The organism is Clostridiales bacterium, from assembly GCA_014799665.1.
Lineage (GTDB): Bacteria > Bacillota > Clostridia > Christensenellales > Pumilibacteraceae > Anaerocaecibacter.
The window spans coordinates 35,499-53,852 of the sequence record JAAVHP010000006.1; the positions used below are offsets into that span (position 1 = coordinate 35,499).

Annotated in this window: 19 protein-coding genes; 6 read left to right on the forward strand and 13 right to left on the reverse strand. The window is 41.9% G+C overall.

Annotated elements, in window-relative coordinates; translation table 11 throughout:
• Nucleotides 1-2: 2 nt before the first annotated feature.
• The 10 genes from HDT28_02415 to HDT28_02460 form a co-directional block, all read right to left on the reverse strand.
• Complete coding sequence (locus tag HDT28_02415) at nt 3-1,772, reverse strand: ATP-binding protein (protein MBD5131435.1); 1,770 nt, start codon at nt 1,770-1,772, stop codon at nt 3-5.
• Nucleotides 1,759-2,757: a hypothetical protein gene (locus tag HDT28_02420; protein MBD5131436.1), complete on the reverse strand. Its 999-nt coding sequence runs from the start codon at nt 2,755-2,757 to the stop codon at nt 1,759-1,761. Before HDT28_02420 ends, HDT28_02415 begins: the two co-directional genes overlap by 14 nt.
• Before the next feature lie 29 nt (nt 2,758-2,786).
• Nucleotides 2,787-3,827, reverse strand: a complete 1,041-nt coding sequence (locus HDT28_02425; protein ID MBD5131437.1) for a DUF4433 domain-containing protein — start codon at nt 3,825-3,827, stop codon at nt 2,787-2,789.
• Entirely contained in the window at nt 3,827-4,684 is an 858-nt protein-coding gene (locus tag HDT28_02430; protein ID MBD5131438.1) for a macro domain-containing protein, read from the reverse strand. Before HDT28_02430 ends, HDT28_02425 begins: the two co-directional genes overlap by 1 nt.
• A 9-nt stretch (nt 4,685-4,693) precedes the next feature.
• A complete protein-coding gene (locus HDT28_02435) occupies nt 4,694-4,909 on the reverse strand; it encodes an XRE family transcriptional regulator (protein ID MBD5131439.1) in 216 nt (71 codons plus the stop codon).
• A 317-nt stretch (nt 4,910-5,226) separates the two neighbouring features.
• Complete coding sequence (locus HDT28_02440) at nt 5,227-5,412, reverse strand: hypothetical protein (protein ID MBD5131440.1); 186 nt, start codon at nt 5,410-5,412, stop codon at nt 5,227-5,229.
• An 11-nt stretch (nt 5,413-5,423) separates the two neighbouring features.
• Nucleotides 5,424-5,738, reverse strand: coding sequence for a hypothetical protein (locus HDT28_02445; GenBank protein MBD5131441.1), 315 nt, complete (start codon nt 5,736-5,738; stop codon nt 5,424-5,426).
• 84 nt (nt 5,739-5,822) lie between these two features.
• Nucleotides 5,823-6,041, reverse strand: coding sequence for a helix-turn-helix transcriptional regulator (locus HDT28_02450; protein MBD5131442.1), 219 nt, complete (start codon nt 6,039-6,041; stop codon nt 5,823-5,825).
• 59 nt (nt 6,042-6,100) lie between these two features.
• On the reverse strand, nt 6,101-7,798 hold the full coding sequence (locus HDT28_02455) for an AAA family ATPase (protein MBD5131443.1): 1,698 nt from the start codon (nt 7,796-7,798) through the stop codon (nt 6,101-6,103).
• A complete protein-coding gene (locus tag HDT28_02460) occupies nt 7,799-8,266 on the reverse strand; it encodes an ATP-binding protein (GenBank protein MBD5131444.1) in 468 nt (155 codons plus the stop codon).
• A 475-nt stretch (nt 8,267-8,741) separates the two neighbouring features.
• On the opposite strand from HDT28_02460, the gene HDT28_02465 reads away from it, so the two are divergent.
• The 6 genes from HDT28_02465 (at nt 8,742) to HDT28_02490 (ending at nt 14,504) form a co-directional block, all read left to right on the forward strand.
• Entirely contained in the window at nt 8,742-9,737 is a 996-nt protein-coding gene (locus HDT28_02465) for an N-acetyl-gamma-glutamyl-phosphate reductase (GenBank protein MBD5131445.1), read from the forward strand.
• A 33-nt stretch (nt 9,738-9,770) separates the two neighbouring features.
• Nucleotides 9,771-10,637 (forward strand): acetylglutamate kinase, encoded by an 867-nt coding sequence (argB, locus tag HDT28_02470; GenBank protein MBD5131446.1) that lies wholly within the window; start codon nt 9,771-9,773, stop codon nt 10,635-10,637.
• Between the two features lie 95 nt (nt 10,638-10,732).
• The gene (locus HDT28_02475; protein ID MBD5131447.1) at nt 10,733-11,923 is read left to right on the forward strand and encodes an aspartate aminotransferase family protein; all 1,191 of its coding nucleotides are present in this window, start codon (nt 10,733-10,735) and stop codon (nt 11,921-11,923) included.
• A 177-nt stretch (nt 11,924-12,100) separates the two neighbouring features.
• The gene (gene argF, locus HDT28_02480; protein ID MBD5131448.1) at nt 12,101-13,042 is read left to right on the forward strand and encodes an ornithine carbamoyltransferase; all 942 of its coding nucleotides are present in this window, start codon (nt 12,101-12,103) and stop codon (nt 13,040-13,042) included.
• A 19-nt stretch (nt 13,043-13,061) separates the two neighbouring features.
• On the forward strand, nt 13,062-13,571 hold the full coding sequence (locus HDT28_02485; protein ID MBD5131449.1) for a GNAT family N-acetyltransferase: 510 nt from the start codon (nt 13,062-13,064) through the stop codon (nt 13,569-13,571).
• 69 nt (nt 13,572-13,640) lie between these two features.
• The gene (locus tag HDT28_02490) at nt 13,641-14,504 is read left to right on the forward strand and encodes a DegV family protein (GenBank protein MBD5131450.1); all 864 of its coding nucleotides are present in this window, start codon (nt 13,641-13,643) and stop codon (nt 14,502-14,504) included.
• Between the two features lie 97 nt (nt 14,505-14,601).
• Here HDT28_02490 and HDT28_02495 read toward each other — a convergent pair whose 3' ends face one another.
• From HDT28_02495 to tkt, 3 genes are all read right to left on the reverse strand, one after another.
• Nucleotides 14,602-15,522, reverse strand: a complete 921-nt coding sequence (locus HDT28_02495) for a hypothetical protein (GenBank protein MBD5131451.1) — start codon at nt 15,520-15,522, stop codon at nt 14,602-14,604.
• Between the two features lie 236 nt (nt 15,523-15,758).
• Complete coding sequence (gene yfbR / locus HDT28_02500) at nt 15,759-16,340, reverse strand: 5'-deoxynucleotidase (protein MBD5131452.1); 582 nt, start codon at nt 16,338-16,340, stop codon at nt 15,759-15,761.
• Nucleotides 16,330-18,348 (reverse strand): transketolase, encoded by a 2,019-nt coding sequence (tkt, locus tag HDT28_02505; protein ID MBD5131453.1) that lies wholly within the window; start codon nt 18,346-18,348, stop codon nt 16,330-16,332. Before tkt ends, yfbR begins: the two co-directional genes overlap by 11 nt.
• Between the last annotated feature and the right edge of the window lie 6 nt (nt 18,349-18,354).

Genomic DNA, 18,354 nt, shown 5'->3' on the forward strand with positions numbered 1-18,354 from the left:
ATTTATTTCAATCCCCAAATATCTATTAAATCAACGTTAGAGCTATTAGGCGCAATAGATTGATCTAAACAATCAATTTTTGCTAATAATGGAAAATTAGCAGCAATGCCTGAAAATAAACAACCACCGGCAGGTAAAATGGGAATCATATTATTAGAAACGGAATCAGAAAATGCTACAGACTTATAAATCCGTTTTAAATCTTCAGCATTCACTAAGCGATGGACAAAAAAGTTATGCAACTGTGAGATAATCGTTTCTGAAATATCCGACGGCCTTTGACTAGCAATAGTCAAAAATACTCCAAACTTTCTACCTTCTTTAATAATTTCTTCAAACGTTTCTAAACGTGTATTCTTCCACTCCTCACTCTCGCGCGCTGATCCATATGATAAAATATTATGAGCTTCTTCAATAATTATATGAAGAGACGACTGCAACCGATTGTTTCCACGATGCTTTTTATGACTCTCATATTTATCTCTACATATTATATAAGTCACTAACTTCTTTAACTCAGCATTCAAATTAAATAATGATATAACAACAAGATGTTCATTAGGACAATCGCGCTTAAACTCAAATATATTTCCTAATTCAGATATAATTTTATCCATACGGTTAAATAATTGAATGATATTTTGAGCCGCAATCTTCCCTTTATTTAATTCTTGACAATATGTATAATAAACGATTAAAGAAAAAATACGAATATCATCTAGATGACCTATAGAAATAACTTTGTCATCCATATCATCAAATAATTCAGTATAAGTTGTCAAATAATTTAAAGTTCCACGCGTATTACTTATAAATTTCTTATACTCAATACTAATATTGTCATCAAATGATATAATTTCATCTTCAAAACCCAGGCAAGAAAAAATATGAATTATAAACGATCTAATTTCACCGTAATTCTTCTGACTATTAAAAACAAGCTCACTTAATTTTTCCAGAGTAAAAAAATCAAGCGATTGCTTACATTTTTCATAATTTTTAATACACTCATTTAAAAACGGCTTTTGTGTTTTTTCAGAAGCCTGAAGAACAACTGACCAAAATTCAATATCAGTTAAATATCTTTCATCTAATTGATATTTTTCATTTGCAATTGTATTCAACTCATAGTAATGAGCATCGGGAAACGTATTTCTATATTCCCCATTTAGATCAAAAAAGACAAAGGACGAATTGTCTTTAAACTGCTGATTATTTGAATGCACCTTAAAAAGTTCAGTATATATCTTGGCTAAAGTATTTGACTTCCCACTTCCGGTATTTCCGAATATCCCAATATGACTACATATCAATTCTTGCAAATCCAATTTAAACGGATAATTATCATATTCTATTAAAGAACCTAAATTTAATGCAAACTGCGAATGATGATCCAAAATATTCTTTTGCAGTTCATCATCTATAATGTAGACAAAGTTGCCTATTAACGGAAGCTCAATTACTCCAAATATAAATTGTTCATTTTCTAAATGACCCAAAATAGATACATCTAATGTCCGTGCTATACCGCGTCCTTTTTCTGCATAACCACTTTCTAAAGATGTAGCAGTTATAAATTCTCCATCAACCTTTCCTATTATATTCAAAAAACCTTTCCTAATAATGATAAAACTACCTATGCCAACATTTTTAATAGGTATTCCATCATAATTTAAGTATTCGACATTTTTTTCGCTATAAATGCCAACCTTTATTTTATGTCCATAAACTTCTCTTACTTCACCTATTTTCAATATGTCATTCAATATCATTGTCAATCTCCCTGAAAAACTGTGAGACTTTTTCAATATTTAATTCACCATTATTACGCAATACAACGACATTATGATAGTTGTCAAACTTCTCTTTATATGCGTCTTCATCCCATTTTCTAAATGCAAATATAACGACTGTTAAAGTTGGATTAATTAAAGCTCTTTCTACTATTGTTCTAATATGCTCATCATTAAACGAAAATCCGTAAACTAACAATAAAGCATTTCTTTGTTCAAGCTCATTTCCAAAAATTCTTAATTGATCATAATAGTTAGCATTTAAAACCGTAGTGTTGAATTTTTCCTTATTAGGGTTGATAATCAAAAACTCTTTTTCATAAGCGCGCATAAACTCATCGTCATTTTGTAAGAACTTTCTGACGCGCTCAATCTTCTGCATATAATTCTCAAAAATAATGTCATCGTTTGTTTGTGTCCAATTCAATGAACCATGTAGTTTTAGCAAGTTTGCAGTTACTATTTCTGTTGATTTGTGAGCTATTGCGCTCGTCTTTTTTATAACTCTTCCAAAATTCGTTGTAGAATACAACGGATTAAGCCGTCCTGAAAAACCATCTGAGTATTCTATTGCGTTGCGTTCCAATGATTGTTCAACAAGAATATCATAATTTGTGGTAAATATATTAAACATTTTATGTAAAACCGAACTATGCCTTTTCTCTAAAATATTTTTGATCGAATTTAAAAAACTATCACGATATTTCATATTAGTATCTAACTCTTTTGGGTCAAGAATCGGCAAAATACTATTATTAAAAAACTCTTTTTCCAATAATGCCTTTTGTTTTATATCTCCACTTTCAATCGCATCAGTTAATCGTTCTTCAAAGCCATCTAGAACTCTTAAAAATGGTGCACTAAACCCTGCCCCCAACAAAAAACTTATGTTGTTAGATGACAAACATTTGATCAAATACGATTTCACATCTTGCCTTTGTTCATCGATGTTATAAATTCTCATTAGCATCTCCTTGATAATTGAATGCAGTACTAAAAAATATCACAATCTTTTAAATCAAAATCATAAGAGCACATAATATTATTGTCTAAGAACAAATTCACTTCCAACCATTTAGCATTCTCGTATGTAGGTAAATTGCAAGATATACTACCTATATGCTCATAATCAAGCATAGCAGTCTCATCAGTCTCATAAACTATAACATCTTTAGATTTTACCCATTTCAAATTTAACTTACACGGTATCGGTTGCAGATTTTCTTCGCCGTTGCGCATTTTTTGCCTCTGACAAAAATGCGCTCTTTCTCTGTTCTGGTTAAATGTTATTTCTAATTGTCCTTTATAATAATTAACAGAATTAACAAAAAGCCCGTTATTTTCAAAAAGATCCTTAGAATTCACTCTTATTTTTTCTTTATATTCGGCATAGGTTTTATTGTTTCTGGCTTTTAACAGTTTTAACAATGTTCTTCGTTCAACTTCATTTCTACAAATAATATATTTTAAGCTATTCCTAATTGGATAACTTTCGGGATATAAAATTTCCGCTTGCCGATACTTAACATCCTCATCCCTATTATCCATTCTTCCAACTTCATAAATTTTAGCGAAATTCAGTTTCGAAAAATCATCCGGTCCCGAAAGCAATCTGGCTGCACTATATCCAGCCTGTGATTTCTCTGAGAACCGAGTATTATTATCTTGTAATATGGTTTGCAAATCAAAAAGTAAAAACACCGGCACCGGAACATTTGCGTTTATGCTATGGTCAAACCGAAGAGCGGGATGCTTATAGCCTTCATTATTGTATTGTGTGGGGGTAAGCGGTCTGAAGTAAAATCTAACATAATTCAACACATCTGGAGAAGTCATATCAATAACTTGGCGACTAGCATTATCGTTTTGCATTAAATTATTTTTTTGACTACTTTTTCTGCTATACAGAAACCCGCAATCTAGTATTTTAACTATGTTTGTGATATCTGTAAAATGATAGGCAAAGCGCGGCCACCAAGATCTTTCAACACAATATGTTTTAGCGTTGTAATCAATAATTTCTTGAAATGTCATCACAATTTCCCCCTAATTGTAAATGCTCTTCCTATACCATTGTTTAATTGATATGCAAATTGTGATCCGCTCCCTTCTAAAATTTTGATTTTTGTTACATACCCAAGATTTAACAACAAGCAAAAAAATAATTCTTCTTTTTGATTTTGAGCAATGAATAAGTTGGATCTACGAGCACTATCCCAAATATTATAGCATTCATCGTTCGTTAAAACTACATGTTCATCTTTACTATTGTTAAAAACTAAGTCATCTTTAAAAACAGCTGACCATTTCTCATCATCTATACTTAAACTTATAGGCAACATTGCAGAATTATAAGTTATATCATCTTTTACACCGTCATACGACATATCTTTCGCGTTTTTTCTCAACCACTCCAAAGTTGAAATTATCGCTTTATGTTCCGGCAATACTTCAAACGGCTTCACATAAATATAGACATCAATTGGCAAAGGTTTCAAGTACTTTTCCATTAAAGCTTTTACTTGATCCCATTCTAATTCTCCATTTCCGCAACCCAATCTTGGAAAGGCAATGGATGATATATTTTTTTCAACATATGTTCGCGTGAATTTTATAAGCCCACTTTCTATATATTCTAACTTTGATGGATATCTCCAATTTTGTTTTGTTGGAAACAGTAAAATCCAGTGGTCTGGTTCATATACCAACATTAATCTCCCAATAGAAAATTGATGTTTTTCACATATTCTCTTATATGTTTCAAACATATTGGGATATCTCTGTTTAAATTCCAAGGCTAATCCTTTTCCCATAACGCCAACAGTGTTAACTGTGTTCACAATTACTTGTGCGGGTGAACTAAAAATATCGCCTTCTATATACTTAATCATAACCACTCCCTAAAGTTCTATTCTGTCCCCATTTGCAAAGACAAATGCGCATTCTAACATACAATTAGAAACCATTGCAATAGACTTTAAATCATCTAACGAAAATGTCCCACGTTTTAATTTTTGATTGAATGCTTGCGGAGTCATATTTAGTCTTTTCGCTAATTGGGCTAAAGACATATCATTTTTTACACACAGTATTTTTATCTCTTGCTCTATATTCATATTCATATTATAAATCAAAATAATGATGTTGTCAATATTTTTATTTATTATTTATTCCTAAAATGCTTTTTCATATGGTATTTTTAGCATATCATTTCCAAAATCACAATGAGTTAATTGTAGACACATGGTTATATCACATTTATTTCTTTGCATGAAATACTACTACGACACTTTTGCTATAAAATTAAGGGTATAAAACTAGGCTTTTAAAATTGTAGTTTTAATAATCTTGATGTGTAAAACAATCTTGTTATTATCATAAAAAACGTTATCGAATATTTCAAAACAGTCGTTTCTCTATTTGATGTCTATAATTAATCCTCGGTATCATATTCATTACTACTGCTACGCCAATACTCATTGTTGTTTGGATTACACTGATTTGAATGATTATCCAAATTATCCCAGTACGCATGATTGTTGGGGTTATGCTGATTTGCATAATCGTCCAACTGTCGTTGCGTGTGCGTGTATCCCGATACTCCACGACCTTTACTCATATTCTCTCTCCTTAATCCAATTGATAAATGTCATATTCGTCCGATGTTCCACGAACACGTTTTGCTTGGAATCGTTTACCATTTGCAGACCAATTTGGAAACGAATCTGCTTTTTCTTGATTGGTTATGCGATTGCAAATAACTATGTTTTCAAGGCAATCCTTTCCGCCCTGCGATATCGGACGGATATGATCTATTGTGGGACAACAGCTGCTGTTTGGATTACCGATAGCCGAACGCACCATTCTCCTACCGGCATAGTCATAGACTTCTCTTTGATTTGGGAAAACTTTATCCCATAATACTGATAAATTGTGTTTTGACATTATAACACCTCCTTAATGTAAATACATTATATCATCACTAATAAGATTTCGTAATGAACATCGGTTCAAAATGAAAAAGCACTCTCAAGCGAGAATGCTTTCCATCGAAACGTTGAACAATTGGGATAAGCCGTAAACATTTTCGAGCGCAGGTGTGCGCTTGCCGCTAAGCCAATAATATACTAGCCTATCAGATATCTCTAAGTCCGCCGCGATAGACTCTATCGTGTAGTCAGACTCAGAAATCATACGCCTAATGTTCTTGGCAACCAACTTCTTATTCAGTTTCTTGACTTCATTCATAATGTCACCTCCGATAGAATGATGACTCGGCAACTTATGAATGTGCATTTATTATAACACTAACTATTTACATCGTCAAGTTTAGGAATGCGTAAATCTTTGAACAACTGTTCAAAATTATTTTTGGTTTCATCTTCAAATTTCGTAGCTTTTTTGATTTTGTTTTTATTAATTTTTCGTTCAACATGCTGAACGCCACTTTTATCTTGCCATATATAATCAAAGAAATACCTTATATTATCATTTTCATGAAAGCAGTCTTCCAAACTTTTTTGGTTTCTAATGGGCAGCGTAAAGACACAATTTTTATTAGTTTCAAAAATCTTTAAATACTCATTATAGCCATACTTTTTATTTAACCATTTTTGTGGTTTGCTCTTATTATCCAAATCCAATAATGCCTTAAATTTTATACCCTGCTGAATACACAAGTATGTCACATCAAGAATTGGAGAACCATTACATGGAAGTATTTTATATTCGCTTATATTATATTTTAGCACCTCTGCGAATTTTTCAATACATGCCATATCTGCAACGCCCTCTACCAACAGCACCGTTTTTTCTAAATTAAATAAGATGTTCGCCGCATTTGTTGCGCCCAATTCCTCTTTTATAGTTTTGCACAAATCATCACCTGAGTCAAACTTGAATATTTCTGTACCATGCTCAGTCATTACTACATTATACACTTGTCCCCAATCCTCGGGAATCATATAGGGACTATGCGTAGAATAGAAAATGTAAACCCCATCCTTTGATAACTTATTTAGTTCCTGTTTGAATTCAACTTGTGCTTGAGGATGTAAAAATGTCGCAGGCTCATCAATAAACAACATATCCCCCGGCTTTAGCAACGCTTTAACAAATTGATATGTAAGATACCATCTCCGTCCTAAGCTTGTATTAGACAAAGAGACTGTATCCCCATTCTTTTCATGGACATACAGACTAAAATTGCCGTTATTATAATCAACTGAAAACTTTACGATTTCTGAGTCATCAAAATTCGGCACAATACCGGGTAAGAATTCAGTATTAAGCGCTCTTATTGATTTCTTTATTTGTTGTTCGGTTAACTTATCTTTTTGTGTAAAGCTTAAATCCAAATTTAGCACTCCACTATTATGTAAAAATGTATCAAATGCCTCAATAATGGGATTTCGTGAATTTAAATACTGCTCATTTATGTAATCCCTTCTATACTCTCTATCATTAGAATGGAAGAATAGTAAAGAATTTTCATTATCTAAGAAATAACAATTATTAAATACAACATTCCTCATCTTATCGACAATAGACTGAAACTGTTCGTTAATATACTCTTCTCGACTATAATGCGCGTCTATTTTTGCATCAAATATAGCTGTCATTTCTTTCTTTATTTTTTCAAACTCATCAAGCAGTATTTGTATTTCTTGATACTCATTTTCTAGTATTTGATTAATTTCAGCTAACTTATTGTTTAACTTTTCATTAGCACTATCAAGCTTCTTTTTCGTAATTCCCAAACTACTTGCTACTATCGGGCTAATCTTAATTTTCTCATCAATTGGTATTCTATAAAAATGGATTTTCCATAACATATGATTTAAAGAATAAGGATGATCATGTTGATTTAATATAATTCTACCATTATTGAAAAGATGGGTGATATAGTCCTGCATGTGTTTTATTTGATGTTTAATATCGTTTTCAATATTATCAATATGGTATTTTTTCAATTGAAAAATTCGTCCTTTGTTATCTTCCTCCACCTATAAATCCAAGTATTCCCCAAAGTAACTATCAGATGATTCTATTGTTTTCAACGCTTTTAAATATTTTTGGGCTGCAATGCTAAAATCATTCACCACTGATTCCAATCTAACCTTAAAACAGCTAGCATCATATTCAATTATTGGAGCTTGTACTGATCGAATTTCCGGATAACTACCGTTAAATTCAACTATTATTTCTTTTGTCTTTTGCTCAGCCTGAATATGTTCAAAATAATTATCTATTTCGCCATCATCGAGTTCAATATGATATTTAATATCGCATTCAATTTTATCACTTCCATAAAATCGATTCCTTGATAAGGCATATTTTATCGCTTCCAAAACATTTGTCTTACCGCTGCCATTCTTGCCTATCAGTGTTACAATCCTATCATTATCTATGATGATAGACATCTTTTCCTTGATTGACTTGTATTTTAATATATCAATTTGTGTAAGTTTCATATTCTTTGTATCCTATAAGTTAAGATTATAATAAGTATATCATTTTAGTTTTCATTTGTAAAGATACTATTGGGAGTTCACCGAATTTTGACGTGTCAATGTGCGAATTATATGTACACTTTTAGTGCAAAAACGGACAGATAGTCCGTCATTCAAAAAATCCCTCCCAAAGGTATTTTTTCATTGGGAGGGATTTGGGAGTAAGGTTTTAGAGATTCATTGAAATGCGCATTATATTGTTGATTTTAGTGTCGGCTGTATACCAAATATTGTTTTACTAAATAATAACTACTTCCTCTGACAAAGTAATCTTATTCCCCTTTCGCGAGATAAAAGTAATCGAGTATTTTATTATGCGACAATAAGTAACATTTACAAAGCGTCGAATAAATGTTCGGTATTATGTTATAACGGTTGCATTTTTTTTCGTAAAGTATTACAATATATAAAGATTATCATTTTTTACGGAAGTAACATGAAGAAGGATAAAATCAAAGTAGGAATAGTCGGCGCAAACGGTTATGCAGGAGCTGAGGTCATGCGGCTTATTTCGTCGCATCCTTACGCCGAGCTCGTCGCGGTAACAAGCCGAGCGCACTCAGGCAAGCGCGTATGCGACGTCTTTCCCGCGCTGCCGATCGATCTCGCTTTTACCGATATGACCGATCCCGTGCTCTTATCGTGCGACGTGGTGTTTGTTGCCCTACCGCAAACAGCGGGCGCGGAGCTAGTTGGAAAGCTTATCGATGCGAACGTGCGCGTTATCGATCTTTCCGCCGATTATCGGTTCGACGATATCGACGTATACAACTCAACCTATGGCGTTACTCACCCGCGCCCTGATCTTAACAAGCTCGCGGTCTACGGGCTGTGCGAGGTCAATCGCAAACAAATAGCGGGAGCCAAGCTAGTCGCAAACCCCGGCTGCTACGTTACTAGCGTTCTTCTCCCCATGCTTCCGCTGTGCAAGATGGGCTTAGCCGCAAACATAATTGCGGACAGCAAGAGCGGCGTTAGCGGCGCGGGCCGCAAGAGCGACGAGGCGTATTCGTTCTGCACTCTCGACGAGAACTTCAAGGCGTATGGACTTTTCACCCACCGTCACGCGCCCGAGATGCGCGAAAAATTAGGCGTTGACGTACTCTTTACGCCCCACCTTTTGCCCATCAAGCGCGGTATACTCTCGACGGTGTATTTCACTACTCCCGATCCCGAAAAGGCGGAAAATGTTCTCAAAAGCTCATATCACGGCGAAACGTTCATACAATATAGCGATAGTCTTCCCGAAATATCGAGCGTTGCGCACACCAACCGCTGTATTTACTCGGCGCGGTTCGACGGCAACCGCGGTATCGTCGTGTCCGTCATAGACAACCTTTTAAAGGGTGCGGCGGGACAAGCTGTTCAGAACATGAACATTATGTTCGGCATAAACGAAACGGCGGGACTGCCCGTACACTCACCTATTTAATTTCGGTAATTTTTCAGTTAAGGCAAAAAAGACATGAACGAAAACTTTAAATCGACTATCGAACGCGCACAGATAATATGCGAGGCGCTGCCCTATATACGAAAGTATTCGGGCAAGACGCTCGTCGTTAAGTACGGCGGCAACGCTATGAACGACGAGGCGGTAACAACCACTATTCTGCAAGACATAGCGGCGCTTAAAATCGTCGGGGTCAATCCCATACTCGTACACGGCGGCGGGCCGGAGATCAATAAGCTCCTCGGCAAGCTCGGCATACAGTCTCAGTTTGTCAACGGTATGCGCGTTACCGACGAACAAACGATGGAAGTCGCGCAAATGACTTTATGCGGGAAGATCAATAAGAATATCGTCGGCGAGCTCAATTCCATGGGCGTTAAGGCAATCGGGCTTTGCGGCAAGGACGCGCAGCTTATTAAGGCGGAACGGCTCGACCCGAAACTTGGATACGTAGGTAAAATCACAGAGATCAACGCCAAGCTTTTGGAAATACTCGCGCGCGACGAATTCATTCCCGTAATCGCCTCGATTGCAACCGACGACGCAGGCAATAGCTACAACGTGAACGCCGACGTTGCGGCGGCGGCTATCGGCGCGGCTATGCACGCGGAAAAGCTTTTATTCCTTACCGATATTGACGGCATAATGACTGACAAAGATAAAGCAGAAACCAAAATCGATCGAATAAACGTTTCCGAACTTAAAAAGATGATCGAGTCGGGCGCTATTTCGGGCGGCATGGTGCCCAAGGCGAACAGCTGTATCGACGCTATCGAGCGCGGCATAAACAGCGTTTTCGTGCTTAACGGCACACTCCCCCACTCTATTCTTCTCGAACTGTTCACCGACAGCGGTATCGGCACAATGATAGAAAACGGATAAATTCAAGAGTGCCCGACGTCGCTACGAGACACCACCTCATACCCCCATTTGGGGAAATTTCTAATTCATAATTCCCAATTCTTTCAAGGTGTGCAATGAATTTTAACAAGATCAAAGAATACGAAGCGCAAAACTATATGCCTGTATTTTCCCGCACTTCGCTTGCGCTCGACCACGGCGAAGGCAACTGCGTTTACGATATCAACGGAAATAAGTACGTAGATTTCGTGGCGGGCATTGCGTGCAATCTTTTGGGCTACAACCACCCCGAGTACACTAAGGCTGTTTGCGACCAAATGCACAAGCTCGTACACGTATCCAACCATTACTATACCGACATTCAATCAGAGTATATCCATAATCTATGCGAAGCTTCGGGGTTTTCGCGCGTGTTCCTTTGCAATTCGGGTGCGGAAGCGAACGAGTGCGCTATCAAGCTTGCACGGCGGTATTTTAAGAACGCAGGCAAGCAAAAGCGCATACTTTATGCGGACGGCGCGTTTCACGGCAGAACGCTCGCCACGCTCACCGTTACGGGTAATCCCTCGCAGCACGAGGTTTATTCACCCCTGCCCCAAGGCTTCGACACGTTCAAGTACAACGATTTCGACGATTTCAAGCTTAAACTCACCGACGACGTGGGTGCGGTCATACTCGAAACTATACAGGGCGAACGCGGCGTGCGCCCGTTCACAAACGATTTTCTTGTAAACGCTTATGCGCTGTGCAAGTCCAAGGGCGTGCTATTTATAGTAGACGAGATACAAACGGGCATGGGCAGAACGGGCAAGCTGTTCTCATTCGAGCATTTCGGCATTAAACCCGATATTATAACGCTCGCCAAGGGCATTGCAGGTGGTCTTCCCATGGGTGCGTGCCTTGCGACCGAGGAAGTCGGTACGGCGTTCGCGCTCGGCGATCACGGCTCGACCTTCGGCGGCAACGCGCTTTGCTGCGCGGCTGCGAACAAGGTTCTCGAAATTTTGCAAAACGGGCTGCTCGATCAAGCGGCTCAAATCGGCGAATATCTCGGCGAAAGAATAGCGCATTTTTCCAAGTACAACTTTATAACCGACATACGCGGCAAGGGGCTTATGCGCGGCATACAACTCTCCGAAAAGATAAACGCGCATGAGTTCGAAGGCAAACTTCGCGAGCAAGGGTATCTCATAAACGTGGCGGGCAATAACACGATCAGGCTCATTCCCCCGCTCACCATTACCAAGGCGGAGATCGACGGGCTTATCGACGCGCTCGATAAAATCTGTGCTTCGACCAATTTATAGAATTTGTAAAAATATTATTGCAAACCCAAAGTAAGGTTTTCTTACTTCTTTCCCAAAAGAAGCAAGTAAAAGCGCGCATTGCCTGTCAATTGCGCGTTTTTACTTGCTATCAAACAAAAATAATGATATAATATATAAATAATTTACCAATCAAATACCCCGATTTTAAGGAGAATTATGGACGTATCATCGTATAAAGCAAAAGGCAAGATCGAGCACAAGCATTTGCTTAACTTGCTCGACTATTCGACTTCAGACATTTACGAAATTTTGCATCTTGCGGACAAGCTCAAAAACGCGTTCAAGCGCGGCAAAAAGCACGAGCTTTTAAAGGGCAAGACTCTCGCTATGATATTCAGTAAATCTTCTACACGCACGCGCGTATCCTTCGAAATGGGTATGCACCAGCTCGGCGGACACTCGCTGTTTTTATCGAGCAACGATATTCAGCTCGGTCGCGGCGAAACGATACAGGACACCGCGCAGGTGCTGTCGCGCTACGGCATAGACGGCGTTATGATCCGCACGTTTAAGCAGTCAGACGTAGAGGAGCTTGCCAAGTACGGTAGCTTTTCGGTCATAAACGGACTTACCGACGACTTCCATCCCTGCCAAGCACTCGCCGATATTTTCACGCTGTACGAGAACTACGGACACCTTAACGGCATTAAGCTCGCCTACTTCGGCGACGGCAATAACATGGCGCACTCGCTCATGCTCGCGGGCGCAAAGACGGGCATGAACGTTTGCATTTGCTCGCCTAAGGGCTTCCAGCCCAATCCAGAAATCACCGCTGCCGCGCAAAAGTTCGGCAACGTGACCGTCACAGATAACGTCGAAGAAGCGGCTTCTGGCGCGGACGCGCTCTATACCGACGTTTTCTTCTCCATGGGTCAAGCCAAAGACCCCGCCAAGGAAAAGGCGCTCATGCCCTATCAGGTGAACGAAAAAGTGTTCTCGCTCGCAAACAAGGACGCGGTGTTTATGCACTGCTTGCCCGCGCACCGAGGCGAGGAAGTTACGACCGAAGTAATCGACTCCACGCGCTCGATAATCTTTCAGGAAGCCGAGAACCGCTTACACGTGCAAAAAGCGGTCATGTGCCTATTGATGCGCTAAACGCAGGAGTATACCTAAGATGTTCCTTGCAATACGCCGCGCGGACGAGGCGGACGCCCCCGCCGTGCTCAAAGTCACCAAAGAGTCGTTCTCTTTATATCAAGAGGATCTGCACGTCACTTACGAAGTAAAAGCGCTCAAAGAAACGCTCGACACCACCCTTTTCGATATACGAAATAATGCGGTGTTCGTAGTAGAGCGGTTCGGCGAGCTGGTCGGCGCTATCCGCATCAAAAAGCTTTCCGACGATTTGTGGTATATATATCGATTCGGCGTAAGCCCCAAGATCTCCAATTCGGGACTTGGCTCGGCGCTCCTTGACGCCGCCGTCGAGTACGCAAGAGAGAACGGCGCAAAGGCTATTACCCTTCACACAAATGCTAAGTATTATAGGCTGGCGCGGTACTACTACGGCAAGCAGTTTTACGTCCACTCGACGGCGTTCGACCGCGGGTACGTACGCGCGCTGTTCGTGCTCGAACTCGAAGGCGCAGGCGCCGTAGATCTCTCGCCCGCTTTCCTACAATAACATTTACAAATGATTGATTTTATTTTTAACGAAAGACGAAAAATACACGAAGTAAATTCAAGAGGAATTATGGACTTCATCATTGCAACCGACAGCACCAGCGATCTTACCAAAGAGCAGCTACGCGAAATGGATATCGTATCGTGCGAATTACTGTATTTCGTCAACGACGTTATGTACGGCGACAGCGACGCCAACCAGCTTAAATTCAATCAGTTCTATGATGCTATGCGGCTCGGCGCGCGCACGAGCACGTCAATGGTCAACGAACAAACCGCCAAAGATTTTTTGGAAAATCTTTTATCCGATGGCAAGAACGTACTGTATCTCGCGTTCGACAGCGCTCTGTCGGGCACTTACGAAAACTTTAAACGCGTTGCGGACGAGCTTAACGCTACGCATGAAAACAAGGTTTACGTAGTCGATTCCAAGTGCGCGTCGGGCGGCGAAGGGTTGTTCGTTACGCTCGTCAACGATAAGCGCATGAGCGGCGCGACCTTCGAGGAGACGTGCACTTATGCCGACGAGGTGCGCGACCGCGTTCTGCATTATTTCGTGGTCGATAACCTTAAATACCTCGCACGCGGCGGACGGCTTAGCAAGGGCTCGGCGTTCTTCGGGAATATGCTCAACATAAAGCCCGTATTGCACGTGGACGAGATCGGTAGGCTTGTGCCTATTAAGAAAGTATCTGGCAGAGTTAAGTCGCTCAGGATGCTCGTAGAAAAGATGGAAGATCGGTATAACCGCGAGAGCGAGACCGTTTATATCACGCACGGAGATTGCTTCGACGACGCCAAGTTTGTTGCCGACGCTATTACCGAGAAGTTCGGCATTACGCCTAAGATCATGCCGCTCAGCTTCGTTATAGGCAGCCATTCGGGTCCAGGCACCGTTGCCCTATTCTTCACAGGCGATAATAGAGCCGAATAGCTTTTTCTTTCATTTTTTGAAAAAAAGGGAAGAAACTTTTACACTAAAATATTAAAGAGTGGTTAAACCTAACCACTCTTTTTAGTTTTATCTTAAATTAAAAATCGTCTATATGTTTCCACCCGCTTATGTCGGGAACCTTGCCGCCGAGAAAGTCTTTTAATATTGTCAGAAGTTCTTGCTCGGTCATATCGTCGGTGCCGAATATGCGCAGAACCTTGCCGTCGCGGCGTTGCGCTTCCGCGTGGCATTTACCGTCCTCGAAGCCCATGGCTTGAATAAAAGTAAACTCATCGATCGGCACGCGAGGTTCCAAAACCATAAAGGTTTCGGGCGTTTCTTTCAAAAATAAAACCGCCTTTTCTATATCCCTGATTCTGGGATTTTTGATCTTTGTAGCGTCGAGACTCCCGAAGGTAAGAGTAAACTTCACAGTAATATCTCCTTTATTGTCAGAAACCGTTTGCCTGGGTTGCTCTGTTTTTTCCGGTTGATCCGTTTTTTCGTGTTGTTCGTCCTCGATTTTTTCGTTATTATCGGTATTCGAGGGATTTTCCGCTTCCAAGCGTTGCTTTTTCCATGCTTTTGCTATGCCGCCGAATATTTTACAATACACCACGACAGTGACGATGAAGCCCACGCCGACCACTACGGAGAAAACGATCGACCATGCCAGGCTTGTGCTCAAATCCGGGTCATCGCCGACAGGTATACTGCTACCCTCTCCGTCTATATATATTTCTATTTTATGCCCTATATACGCGGATACTTCGTCTGAGTCGACCCTATTCCAATAACCTGTATAGCGCACGCCGTTTTCGTCGGTGTATTCGTATTTCAAAAGTCGTTTTGACGAGCCCTTGCTGCTTGTCGGTATGTCGCCGACGATTTCCGCCTCAACAATTACGCCGCTATCGATTGCGGCTTGCTGTCCAAGCCCGTCGATATACGAAATGATATTCCGTGCGGCAAAAAACCCGACAAAGCACAAAAGCCCGCCGCAAACCAAAGTCAACAAGCCAAACAATCTTATAAGTTCGAATATTCTATAAGATTTACTCTTAACTTTGCTCACGACGGACCTCAGTAATTATTAGAGATAAAAGATTCTTCGCCGACGCTCAAAATGACCGAACAGTATGGCGTAAAGAAATTGATAACGACACTTAATTGATTGGGTGTAACAAAGTAATACTCACTTAGTAAACACACAACATCAAAGGTTTCTTGCCTACTTCTTTTCAAAGAAGTAGGTCAATCGAGCAAGCTGTCCAAGCTCATGGAATACGCGGGGATAAACACGTCGAGGAAATATTTAACCGATTTCTCGGGCACACCGACAAGACTGTCGAGCGTTGCGGCATACGCCTTTTCGAACTCTTTATTCCCCACCGCGAGTTCTTCCACGCACTTAATGAGCGCGCTCATTTTATCGGCGCGTTTCACAATCGCGTACTCGGCGCATTTCTTATCGGGCTTGACGAACGGCGCAAACGCCGACCTAAGCTCGTTGGGAAGCGTGTCTACAAGCTTCTGCTCGGCGCGGTGCTCTATGTTCTTATACGCGCGGTTGATGTCGTCGTCGTAATACTTGACGGGCGTGGGAAGATCGCCCGTTACGACCTCGGCGCTCTCGTGATAGAGCGCAAGCACTGCCGCAAGGTTAGCGTCGAGCTTTCCGCCGTACACCGTGTTTTCTATAACGCACAGCGCGTGAGCGATCATGGCAACCTGCATGGTATGCTGCGCCACGTCCTCGACCGAGGTATTGCGCATGAGCGCCCAGCGGTCGATCAGTTTCATCCTATCGAGGAACGCGAAAAATTTACTCGTCATCGCTCTCGCTCTGCCTTAACGCACCGATCTTGGACGCGCTGCGTATAGACTTTTTGGCAAGCTTTACCACGTTATCCGTGTTGAACCCGCACACCTCGAACATAACGTTAGCAGGCGCGCTCATGCCGAACGCGTCGATACAGCAGCACTCGCCGTCGATACCTACATACTTAAACCACGGCATCGACCTACCCGCTTCGATTGCAACGCGAGCGCGAACATTGCTCGGGAGCACCGACTCGCGGTATTTAAGCGTTTGAATATCGAACAACTCCATGCACGGCATACTTACGACGCGCGCGTCGATATCGTTCTTGATAAGCTCGTCTTTGGCGGCGATTGCAAGCGAAAGCTCCGAGCCGCTCGCAATAAGGATAACGTCGGGCGTTTCTTTCTTGCTGTCGGCAACCACGTAGCCGCCGAACAACGCTTCCGTGCCCGTGCAGTCGAGCTGTTTAAGCTCCTGACGCGAAAGTACGATAGCCGTCGGGCTGTTGCCCGTCCACGCCGATTCGTAAGCCGCCGCGGTCTCTTTGGCGTCCGCAGGGCGGAATACCTTGATATTAGGGATCGATCTCAGCATGGAAAGCTGCTCGATCGGCTGGTGCGTAGGTCCGTCCTCGCCCACGCCTATACTGTCGTGCGACAGAACGTACACTACGGGGATATTCATGATCGCGCTCATACGGATAGCCGCTTTCATGTAATCGGAGAATACGGTAAACGTGGCGCAGAACGGAAGCAAGCCGCCGTGCAAATACATACCGTTGCATATCGCGCCCATAGCGTGCTCGCGAATACCGAAATGGATATTGCGCCCGTTCTCGGTCGCCGACACGTCGCCGCCGTCCTTAATAACGACGAGGTTGGAAGTAGCAAGGTCGGCGGATCCGCCTATAACGTTCTCGTTATGCTCGGCGATTATATTGAGAATACGCGAGCTCGACGCGCGGGTAGCCTCGTTCTTAGCGGGCTTGTCGTAAATGCTGTCGAGCGCTTCGAAATCGATATTGCCCTTGCGCCAAGCCGTGAACGTTTCGAACAGTTCGGGATACTTGGTCTTGTAGGCTTTGACCGTTTTGTTCCATTCGGTCTGATACTTATTGAACGTAGGCGCGAGCGTTGCGATATAGTTAGTCACCTGCGGCGCGATGTCGAAAGCCGCCGTCTTGTAGCCGAGCGTTTTACGCAACGCCTTAACGTTATCGCCGCCGAGCGGTGCGCCGTGGCACTTGCTCGTGCCGGCAAGCGGCGAACCGTAGCCGATAGTGGTGTTTACGATAATGAGCGAGGGTTTTTCCTTTTCCGCCTTGGCGAGCGTGATAGCCGCCGAAATGGCGTCTATATCCTCGCCGTCGTGAACGTGCAGGACCTGCCAGCCGAGCGCTTCGTGGCGCTTGCCCACGTCCTCGGTGAACGCAAGGTCGGTGCTGCCCTCGATCGTGATATGGTTGCTGTCGTAAAGAACGATAAGCTTATCGAGCTTTTGCGTGCCCGCGAACGAAGCGGCTTCGTTCTCGATACCTTCCATCATGCACCCGTCGCCGCAGAGTGCGTATGTATAGTGATCGATAAGCGTGCAATCGGGCTGATTGAACTTGGCGGCAAGTATACGCTCGGCAAGCGCGAAGCCTACGGCGTTGGCAATGCCCTGCCCGAGCGGACCGGTCGAAACCTCTACGCCCGCCGTTACGCCGTATTCGGGATGCCCGGGGGTCTTGCTCATGTGCTGACGGAAGCGCATAAGGTCTTCCTTAGTCGTTGCATAGCCGAAAACGTTAAGAAGCGAATACAGTAGCGCCGAACCGTGCCCCGCCGAAAGAACAAATCTGTCCCTATCGAAGAAGTTGGGATCCTTGGGATTGTGTTTGAGGTGCTTAGCGAAAAGGGTATACGCCATGGGCGCCGCGCCGAGGCAGATGCCGGGATGTCCGCTCTTTGCCTTTTCAATCTGCTCAACGGACAACATACGCAAGGTTGATATGGTCAGTTGTTCTTCGTTTGTCATATTTAT